The organism is Sodalis-like endosymbiont of Proechinophthirus fluctus, assembly GCF_001602625.1.
Classification (GTDB): domain Bacteria; phylum Pseudomonadota; class Gammaproteobacteria; order Enterobacterales; family Enterobacteriaceae.
On record NZ_LECR01000049.1, the window covers coordinates 21,073 to 29,702 of the forward strand.

The 8,630-nt window shown below is 50.1% G+C and carries 13 protein-coding genes and 3 pseudogenes; 3 read left to right on the forward strand and 13 right to left on the reverse strand.

Features of this window, described 5'->3' with window-relative positions; translation table 11 throughout:
* From BG74_RS17140 to BG74_RS20625, 4 genes and pseudogenes are all read right to left on the reverse strand, one after another.
* Window positions 1-665, reverse strand: a pseudogene (locus BG74_RS17140) (FAD-dependent oxidoreductase); the annotation flags it as partial.
* Between the two features lie 364 nt (window positions 666-1,029).
* A complete protein-coding gene (locus BG74_RS20615) occupies window positions 1,030-1,218 on the reverse strand; it encodes an NADPH-dependent FMN reductase family protein (protein ID WP_439895680.1) in 189 nt (62 codons plus the stop codon).
* Entirely contained in the window at window positions 1,202-1,411 is a 210-nt protein-coding gene (locus tag BG74_RS20620) for a hypothetical protein (protein ID WP_439895678.1), read from the reverse strand. Before BG74_RS20620 ends, BG74_RS20615 begins: the two co-directional genes overlap by 17 nt.
* Before the next feature lie 225 nt (window positions 1,412-1,636).
* Window positions 1,637-1,849 (reverse strand): annotated as a pseudogene (locus BG74_RS20625) (Lrp/AsnC ligand binding domain-containing protein); the annotation flags it as partial.
* 147 nt (window positions 1,850-1,996) lie between these two features.
* Here BG74_RS20625 and BG74_RS05795 point away from each other — a divergent pair.
* The gene (locus tag BG74_RS05795) at window positions 1,997-2,221 is read left to right on the forward strand and encodes a hypothetical protein (RefSeq protein WP_066597242.1); all 225 of its coding nucleotides are present in this window, start codon (window positions 1,997-1,999) and stop codon (window positions 2,219-2,221) included.
* A gap of 38 nt (window positions 2,222-2,259) precedes the next feature.
* On the opposite strand, the gene BG74_RS13405 is transcribed toward BG74_RS05795, so the two are convergent.
* The 7 genes and pseudogenes from BG74_RS13405 to BG74_RS20635 all read right to left on the reverse strand — a co-directional run.
* Complete coding sequence (locus tag BG74_RS13405; protein ID WP_187202695.1) at window positions 2,260-2,424, reverse strand: hypothetical protein; 165 nt, start codon at window positions 2,422-2,424, stop codon at window positions 2,260-2,262.
* Window positions 2,425-2,529: 105 nt separating this feature from the next.
* Complete coding sequence (locus BG74_RS05800; protein ID WP_244267354.1) at window positions 2,530-2,961, reverse strand: hypothetical protein; 432 nt, start codon at window positions 2,959-2,961, stop codon at window positions 2,530-2,532.
* An 84-nt stretch (window positions 2,962-3,045) separates the two neighbouring features.
* A complete protein-coding gene (locus BG74_RS21180; RefSeq protein WP_501037417.1) occupies window positions 3,046-3,201 on the reverse strand; it encodes a hypothetical protein in 156 nt (51 codons plus the stop codon).
* Between the two features lie 3 nt (window positions 3,202-3,204).
* Window positions 3,205-3,363, reverse strand: coding sequence for a hypothetical protein (locus tag BG74_RS13410; RefSeq protein WP_187202696.1), 159 nt, complete (start codon window positions 3,361-3,363; stop codon window positions 3,205-3,207).
* Window positions 3,364-3,494: 131 nt separating this feature from the next.
* Window positions 3,495-3,638: a hypothetical protein gene (locus BG74_RS17145; RefSeq protein ID WP_244267355.1), complete on the reverse strand. Its 144-nt coding sequence runs from the start codon at window positions 3,636-3,638 to the stop codon at window positions 3,495-3,497.
* A gap of 67 nt (window positions 3,639-3,705) precedes the next feature.
* Window positions 3,706-3,843, reverse strand: a complete 138-nt coding sequence (locus BG74_RS20630; RefSeq protein ID WP_439895679.1) for a regulatory ATPase RavA LARA domain-containing protein — start codon at window positions 3,841-3,843, stop codon at window positions 3,706-3,708.
* Window positions 3,843-4,496, reverse strand: a pseudogene (locus BG74_RS20635) (AAA family ATPase); the annotation flags it as partial. The pseudogene BG74_RS20635 and the gene BG74_RS20630, both read right to left, overlap by 1 nt.
* Before the next feature lie 279 nt (window positions 4,497-4,775).
* Between BG74_RS20635 and kup the strand changes: the two are divergent.
* Window positions 4,776-6,644 (forward strand): low affinity potassium transporter Kup, encoded by a 1,869-nt coding sequence (gene kup / locus BG74_RS05820; protein ID WP_066597254.1) that lies wholly within the window; start codon window positions 4,776-4,778, stop codon window positions 6,642-6,644.
* Window positions 6,645-7,017: 373 nt separating this feature from the next.
* Here kup and BG74_RS13420 read toward each other — a convergent pair whose 3' ends face one another.
* Both BG74_RS13420 and BG74_RS18950 read right to left on the reverse strand, forming a co-directional pair.
* Window positions 7,018-7,191: a hypothetical protein gene (locus BG74_RS13420; protein WP_187202697.1), complete on the reverse strand. Its 174-nt coding sequence runs from the start codon at window positions 7,189-7,191 to the stop codon at window positions 7,018-7,020.
* A gap of 39 nt (window positions 7,192-7,230) precedes the next feature.
* Window positions 7,231-7,359, reverse strand: a complete 129-nt coding sequence (locus BG74_RS18950; protein ID WP_256364231.1) for a hypothetical protein — start codon at window positions 7,357-7,359, stop codon at window positions 7,231-7,233.
* Window positions 7,360-7,410: 51 nt separating this feature from the next.
* Here BG74_RS18950 and murI point away from each other — a divergent pair, with 51 nt between their 5' ends.
* Window positions 7,411-8,250 carry a glutamate racemase gene (gene murI / locus BG74_RS05825; RefSeq protein ID WP_066597258.1) on the forward strand — a complete coding sequence of 280 codons (840 nt, stop codon included), beginning with the start codon at window positions 7,411-7,413 and terminating at the stop codon, window positions 8,248-8,250.
* The last annotated feature ends 380 nt before the right edge of the window (window positions 8,251-8,630 follow it).

Here is an 8,630-nt window from a genome sequence, read left to right on the forward strand (position 1 = left end):
TCATCGCCATGCTGTGCCGCTAGCTGTGAGAAATCGATACTACGAGCATCAATACGCGGCGGCGTGCCGGTTTTTAGGCGATTCACCCGGAACGGAAGTTCACGCAGACAGCGTGACAGGGAAATCGACGGTGGATCTCCCGCCCGACCGCCGCTGTAGTGATCCATGCCGATATGGATCTTGCCGTCCAGGAAGGTCCCCACAGTAAGCACTACGGCGCGTGCGCGGAATTTCAGCCCCATTTGCGTAACAGCACCGACAATCCGATCGCCATCTATGATAAGATCCTCTATCTTCTGCTGAAAGATCATCATATTAGGCTGGTTCTCCAGCGCTTCTCGCACCGCCTGACGGTAAAGCACTCGATCTGCCTGTGCACGGGTCGCCCTGACCGCTAGTCCTTTGCTAGCATTCAGTATCCTGAACTGAATACCAGACCTATCGATGGCCTGCGCCATCAAACCACCCATAGCGTCAATTTCTTTGACCAAATGCCCTTTGCCAATACCGCCGATCGCCGGGTTACAGGACATTTGTCCAATCTTATCAATGTCATGCGTAAGCAACAGGGTTTGGCATCCCATCCGTGCTGACGCCATTGCTGCTTCAGTACCGGCATGACCGCCACCAATGATGATGACGTCGAAATGATCGGGGTAAAACACGGTAAAAACACCTCACGTAAAAGCTAAGGATCGCCTAAGGCGCCTTGGAGGAAAGGAAGATTCTACTCAAATTTAGACAAGATACAAGCTAGGGTGGTAATTAAAAAAAGATCTTTTTATTTAAAGATCTTTTTTATGTTTATTACTACTAGGATCGTGATCTTCTGTGGATAAGCAGTTTTTAGTTAAATTATAAAAAGGATTACTTATCCATAGAGCCTGTGAATGATCGGTGATCCCGGCCGGTATAAGCTGGGATCTTTTGTGATTATTATCCACAGTTAGATGCGATTAATATGGTTATACATTGGATAACTACCTATTTTAAGATGGTTTTAACCTTATTTATACACAAAAAGTGCTATCAGTGTCCTTTTATCTGCCTGATCCATTCCGTTACCCAGGATTCCGCTGGATCCTCTGGAATTTCATGCTGGGTAATATCAATCTTCAGCACCTCGCCAATCAGCTTGGCGCTGAGCGTCGAAGTTGGGCGATACAAGGTGTCGATTGTGCCGCAGAATGTATCGTATTCGCTACTGCCGATGCCGATTGAGCCATAGGTGACTTTGGAAAGCGAAGGGCGCTTTCACTGTCAACTCTTCAACAGCGACTGAAGATTCTCCGGCCAGCTCGCCGGCGTCTTGGATGGAGGTAACCAGGAGACACAGGCTCAGGATATCAGGACTTAATTCTACCATTTCGGCGTTGTGTAAGGATTTTGGGTGGTGGACTATGCTGTTCAAGGATTACCGGCGACGTGCTCGGCAACATATTCGGTGCTATCCAAAGTGCTGCCGCTAATGATAGTTACGCCGGCCATGATGGTGTCCCCTCAGATAAATGAGCCAGTATTTGTACGCTGTGTACCAGTTAGGATCTCCTATGGATAATTATGGGTATTGACCGGGCCTCTACGGCACGATGGCACGACTGATGGGATTTTTCAGCGAAATAAGGGTTTCGGTGGATTAGATTTCGTCGATAGTCTTGATCTTGTTGATAATTGCCTATTGCAGGGCATCGATGGAGCGACACATCACTTTAATAAAGATGTTGTAATGGCCGGTGGTATGGAATGGGCTTCCACAATTTCGTCCAGTGCGTCCATTTTCTTAAGCGCCGAGGGGTAATCCTCCTTTGGCGCTTAAAGAATAATACCAATAAAGCAAAAGACATCTTAGACTAGCTATTTCTAGCTAATATCCACACATAGCACAGTGCCGGGACTGTGTTTGACTGCTTAGCCAGCTCGGTGTAGGCGCCGCGTGTTGGCCATCAGCGCCTGCAAAATAGCGCGATAGAGGGCGTTGAGCTGATAAGTTTTCGCCATGGCAGTATCGTCTATTGACGATCCCGGTGGCAAATCTATTGTCTGCCACCGGGATCGCCTTTACGGCGATGGCGGTACATCGACGGCGGTGCATGAGTTGCTGTTTCAGTTCTGTATCAAGGCGCTCGATGTGGTCGAATATTTTCATAATACCGAGTTCTCCCATCGGCGATGGTGCTGCTGTTCGCGTATGCATTGCTGGATTGTTTCGGGCAGACGCTGAGCGATAAAATCGGAAATGACTACTGCATCCGCATCCTGTCATGCCGGGTCGACGCGCTTCTCGGTCAGCCCTACCAGGCAGGCGGCCAGATCCGGTGCCGCCTTGAAAGCGCTGGCTGAGGAACGGATGGCCTGTTCTAGGTCTCTATCATAGGTCGGTTCATAATCTACCTGGCGATAGAAAGCAGGTTGATGAAGCAGCATCGGTTATCGGCCAGCGCGATACGCATCAGCACCAGACAAATCCTTTCTCGCATTCCTCTTTAAAAATTGTCCCTCGAACTGGAGGGGTATCCACACAGACAATCATTAGTCCACGCGGCTGCTACTTCGTGCTGTTGGCTGCTGGCTTGCTGCAGAATGCGCCGCGTCCCCGCCAGGCATCACCCGTGCAGGCGGCAGGTCAACAGTCGTTTCTACAGCAGACGACGGATAACTCTCCCGGCAAGTAGCCCTAAGGTCGTCGCTCTGATGGATACTGCTAATTTCTTTAAGCTGTACCGCTAACTTCAGTAGTTCTAGCTGCTGACGCAGAAATTCTCCATAGTGTACTAGCAGGAGATAGTTGCCTAGTCGTACCTGTATGGTGGCCATATCCCACAACCAGCTGGCGGCGTGTTGATTCTTCGCCAGCGGCAGTGTCAGCGTTCCTCTAATCACGAGCTGCTGCTGTAGCTCGTCAAGTAGAAAATCCGCTCTTTTTCCAAGAGTTGATGCTGTAACGTAGACCAGAAACATCAAACTGATGTTCCAAACCCTGCGAAAACAGGGTTTGGAACACGTTATTTGAGCTATCCGTTTCCCTTGATGCGGCCTGATGGAGAGCTATTGCGCTTCGGGAGAAAACGGCGCCGAGAAGGTCGCGAGCTGCGTCAGGGTGTCTGGCAAATGGGCGAGAAAATTCTGATGAGTCTGCAGCTGGCTTTGCTGAAACAGATAAAATTCGCTGGCCAGCGCAGGAGGGACTTTACCCTGCCGCAGCGCCTATTCCAGCCGCGGTTTCATCAATTCCTTCTTCAGTACTGGAAACTGTTCCAGTAGTAGGAAATTTGTGGGATGCCTGCCAATCAAGGACAAAATAATATCATCCAGCAGTTGTCCTTGGTCAATGGTTAACAGCATATTGATCGTATCCAGTGTCACCACCGCGCGTTAGTCCTGTCTAGTCTGGGATAATTATTGGGAAAGATCCAGCAGACTGTCTTTAATCCTCGTGACCCACTCTTTAGCAATTAAAAGAGGCAACTTTGCTGCTCGTAGAACAAGCTGCGCTGTTAGAGCCGCCTGGTTTCTTCCAGGTCATCCATCAGCACAACCCTCATTGCCAGCAATGGCATGTTTTCCTCCAGCGCTGGCAATGAGGTCTGAAGGCTGATACCGACTATTTCGATCTGATACTGAGCGTTAAATACGTGCATCTAGCCCCTGCGCGAAACCAATATAGTTCAGTCCGCCCTTGAATGCGCCTCCTTTATTCAACCAATGTTACAGGGTTTCACGCTCAACGGTGATGTGATCGACATGGATATCGTGCAGTATTAGCGGCTTTTGCAGCATGAAATTCAACACCGGTTCAGTCAGCGATAGCGGCAGGCTGTAATGGGGTTTGCGGCTCACTGTCATTGCCAGGATTGGTACTCCTCGTCGCTCACCCGCAGTTGCACTGGAACCTCCTACGGCTGGCTTGTCCGCGTTGCTAGTCAGCAACGCAGGAAAATTACTCTTCTCCTTGACCTTATTCAGCCACAGGCGAATTAAAATCCGGTCATACATGGCTTCCAGACTGCTTTCGACCTCCGGTAATTCGTTATAGGCGGTGATAAGAAACCTCGGCAGCATTATCTGCTCCTGATCTCCGTTACTAAATCGTTGTTTGCTGATGGCGGTAAGCAAAGTAGTCAAAATGGGACCCTGGGCTGGCCCCGCCCCTCGCCGCCTTTCAGATTTCATCTAGAAAAACAATTTCAGCCTCCGGAAAATACCCTTGGGTCATCACGGCGATAGCGGCCATCCGCTTTCAGCGTCTAGATAGACATATCTGGCCGAATACCTCTTCCGGCGTAGAAAAATGAGTCATCAGATAATTGAAAACGTGCGCATGACTGAACGCTAGCTTCAGGTGGCGGGCGATGAAGTTTTTGGCGATGGCGAGCGGACCCAAAAAACACACTTTCACCGGAAAGCACCGCCAGCAGGCAGAGTTGTATGGTATGCTGCCGCTCATATAACTCTAATAACTCTAACTCGCTTTCCAATACGATGCTGAGGCAAGAGATCTCTCTCCTAGAAGGAGCGTAGGCGCCATAAAATCAGATTGTTTATCCCTATGAGTGGTGAGAAGGACACAACAAGGCAGCGCATTTTATAAAGAAAAATGCTCGAGTAAATTTATCCGTTATCAACTTTTTACGTTAATCGCTTTTCAATGGGGGATAATCAGCATTAGAATTATGGATTCGGCATTTTTTAAGCATACTGTGCGCTTTGAGTTTTCTAAGAAGTGCATCACTATCACTGCATGCTCCTAGATGACAAAATAGCGCGAAGAAAAGGTTATGAATAAAGATCATAAGCAGTCGCTGCCGGCGGTCACACTTGCCGCAATAGGCGTCGTATATGGTGATATTGGTACCAGCCCTTTATATACCTTACGTGAATGTCTTGCCGGCCATTATGGTTTTGGCGTCGAACGCGTGGCAGTTTTTGGTTTCTTATCCCTCATTTTCTGGCTTTTGATCCTGATCGTTTCACTGAAATACCTTCTCTTCGTCATGCGTGCCGACAACGCTGGCGAAGGCGGCATTCTGACGCTGATGTCGCTCGCAGGCAGAAATACCGGCGCCAAATTGACACCGGTACTGGTGATTATCGGCCTTATCGGCGGCAGCTTCTTCTATGGCGAAGTGGTGATCACTCCGGCTATCTCAGTCATGTCGGCAATTGAAGGCTTACAAATAGCCGCGCCATCGCTACAGGAATTTATCGTCCCGCTCTCCTTGGTGGTGCTGACGCTGTTGTTTTTTATTCAGAAGAAAGGCACTGGCAGCGTCGGCAAACTTTTCTCTCCGGTGATGCTGATATGGTTTCTCACGTTGGGCGTTCTGGGCGTACGTGGCATTATCGGTAATCCCGAAGTGCTGTATGCCCTCAATCCGAAATGGGCTATCACCTTTTTTGCCGAATATCAAACCGTCTCCTTTTTTGCTCTCGGGGCAGTGGTGCTGGCTATTACCGGCGTGGAAGCTCTATACGCCGACATGGGGCATTTCGGCAAATTGCCAATCCGTATCGCCTGGTTTGGTGCAGTGCTGCCGTCCCTGGTACTTAATTATTTCGGCCAGGGCGCACTGTTGCTATCATCACCGGCGGCAATTAAAAATCCTTTCTTTTTACTAGCCCCCAATTGGGCGATGATTCCTTTGCTTATTCTCGCGACGCTGGCCACGGTTATCGCTTCCCAGGCAGTGATTTCCGGCGTGTTTTCTTTGACCCGCCAAGCGGTGCGTCTAGGGTATTTTCCGCCGATGCGCATTATCCATACTTCTGATATGGAGGTGGGGCAGATTTATATTCCTTTCATCAACTGGCTGCTGTATATCGCCGTAGTGCTGGTGATTGTCAGCTTCGAGCATTCCAGTAATCTGGCAGCGGCCTATGGTATCGCGGTTACCGGCACCATGGTGCTGACCAGCATCTTGTCTTGTGCCGTGGCCAGAAAAAACTGGTATTGGAACCTGTTGCTGGTATCCGTGCTATTGCTAGCGCTATTATGCCTCGATATGCCCATGTTCGCCGCCAACGCACTCAAGATTTTCTCCGGCGGCTGGCTGACGCTGCTGTTGGGATTCCTGATGTTTGTCGCTATGACGACTTGGAAAAGCGAGCGGTTCCGATTGCTGCGCCGGATCCACGAGCATGGGAATTCCCTGGAGGCGCTAATTGTCTCATTGGAAAAATCGCCGCCGGTGCGAGTGCCCGGCACTGCCGTGTTTATGTCGCGTGCTATGAACGTGATCCCCTTTGCCCTGCTGCATAACCTGAAACACAACAAAGTCCTGCATGATCGTGTCGTGCTGCTAACGCTGCGTACCGAAGATGCACCCTTTGTGCATAACGTACGACGGGTCACCATCGAAGCGCTGTCGCCGACCTTCTGGCGCGTGGTGGCTAATTATGGTTACAAAGAGACGCCGAATATGGAGGAAATCTTCCATCGCTGCGGGCTAGAGGGGCTGTCATGCCGGATGATGGAAACGTCTTTCTTCATGTCCCATGAATCGCTGATTCTCGGGAAGCGCCCATGGTATCTTATGGTTAGAGGCAAGCTGTTCATAGCCTTAAGCCGCAATGCCCTGCGAGCTCCGGATCAATATCTCATCCCGCCTAACCGGGTCATTGAGCTGGGAACGCAGATAGAAATCTAAAGGTTCAATCATTCTCATCCAGCAATTGCTGGAGGCGGTGAGAAGTTCCCCCGAACCGTCCCCGCGGCGAGAATGGCGACCACGATGGTCTAATTTCCGACCTAGTTTGATGACATCATCGCTAGCAATGGCGTGAAAGTAGTTTTGGTAAATTGAGCTGAATAGATAATAGAGGTTGGCGAACAAGGAAAGTAACGGCTGTCGCAGACGCCACAAATATAGTGGTGAAAATCTGCGTTAACACTCATCCAGCGCTCGCAACCAAGATGGTGGAGCTTGGCGCGTCTCTTCTATTAAAGCGCCCAGCTTCTGTTGTTCATCATCTTTAACACCGCCAGAGCACAGGCCATGGGCTACAGGCTAATTCGCATAATCAGGAAATGCGCTCTAGAATGCCATGGAAATTTTCCCATTTCAGCCACCATTCTAACAGATTCTGATCGAGAAAATACCACTGATGGCACGGTGTAATACCCGCATTCCAATTCGTTAGGCGCGGCAAATACCATTCCCCCTTCGCCGCCAGGGTTTTTATCGCTTCGCGCACAGTGGTCCAGCTGGCTCACGCTGAATTATCCCTCTAATTTCACTTCACCGGGCAGAATATATCTCCGGCGGTAGTAAATTCGCCCGCTAGAATACGCTGGTTCAGTTTTGCAGCCAGTACATAGGAGAAGTTGCGTTGTGCGGCTCGTTGCTGTACAGACAACTGCATATCTTTATTGAATATAAATCGTTTCGAGTGGAAAATACCTGTTTCTGGCGCATGATAATGTCACTGCTTTATAATGGCAGCACCGCTAAACGGCCCACTATTCTTGTCTTTGATTCCGGCGTAGGGGGGCTATCGATTTATGATGAGGTCAGGCAAACGTTGCCTGATGCCCATTATCTGTATGTGTTTGATAATGAAGCTTTCCCTTATGGGGAGAAGCCGGAGCAGTTCATTGTCGATAGGGTCATCGCTATCGTTGGCATGATGTGGCAGCTGCGGAAGCCCAATATAGTCATTGTTGCTTGTAATACCGCCAGCACGATTTCGTTGCCGGCGTTGCGCGAGCGTTTTCCTTGCCCTATCATCGGTGTGGTACCGGCCATCAAACCGGCGGCGCAGCTAACCCGCAATGGCATCGTAGGGCTACTGGCGACGCGTGCTACCGTACAGCGCAGCTATACTCACGATCTGATCAGTCAATTCGCCGGCGATTGCCAAATTTTGCAATTGGGTACTATCGAATTGGTGGATATGGCGGAATCTAAGCTGCACGGCGAAATGGTGCCGCTGCCGGTGCTGCGTAAACTCCTACATCCCTGGTTAAGAGCGGTGGAGCTCCCCGACACGGTCGTGCTTGGCTGTACCCATTTTCCCTTGCTAAGCCAGGAATTACAGTCGATACTACCGGAAGGCACCCGCTTGGTCGATTCTGGCTTAGCCATTGCCCGTCGCGCCGCCTGGCTGGTAGAGCATGAGATAGATGTCAGCGGCCTACAGGGCGAGGCGGGGCCGAATAGGGCCTACTGTCTTGCCACCACGCCGCAGGCGGCGGCGCTGATGCCGGCATTGACGCACTATGGTTTCGGATCTTTGGAAAAGCTTACGCTCTAAGAGTAACAGCCAGGTCCTGTCCTAATAAAGGACAATGTCAATTGGACTAGGACAAGGCGTTAATCCATCCGATTCCCATCGTGCTGCTCTCACCTTTTGCACCTAAGCCACTGGCGTTTTGTCTCTCTTCTCCTTATTAGCAATCGCGACGACAGCCTTACCCTGTGCTCGCACCCCGCCGCCGGAGAGAACATTTCGTCGGCGGGCCAAAAAAGAATTGTCAATCCGTCGGCGTTAGGCATTAGAGTTGACTGAAAAACAGGTTCTTATGAATAAACAGGCGACGAAAAAAGAGCGATTCGTTTAATTTATCGCAGTTAAAACTTATTTTGCATTAGCGCTTGTCACCGTCAGTGAAGGCCCTATAATGCGTCTTCACT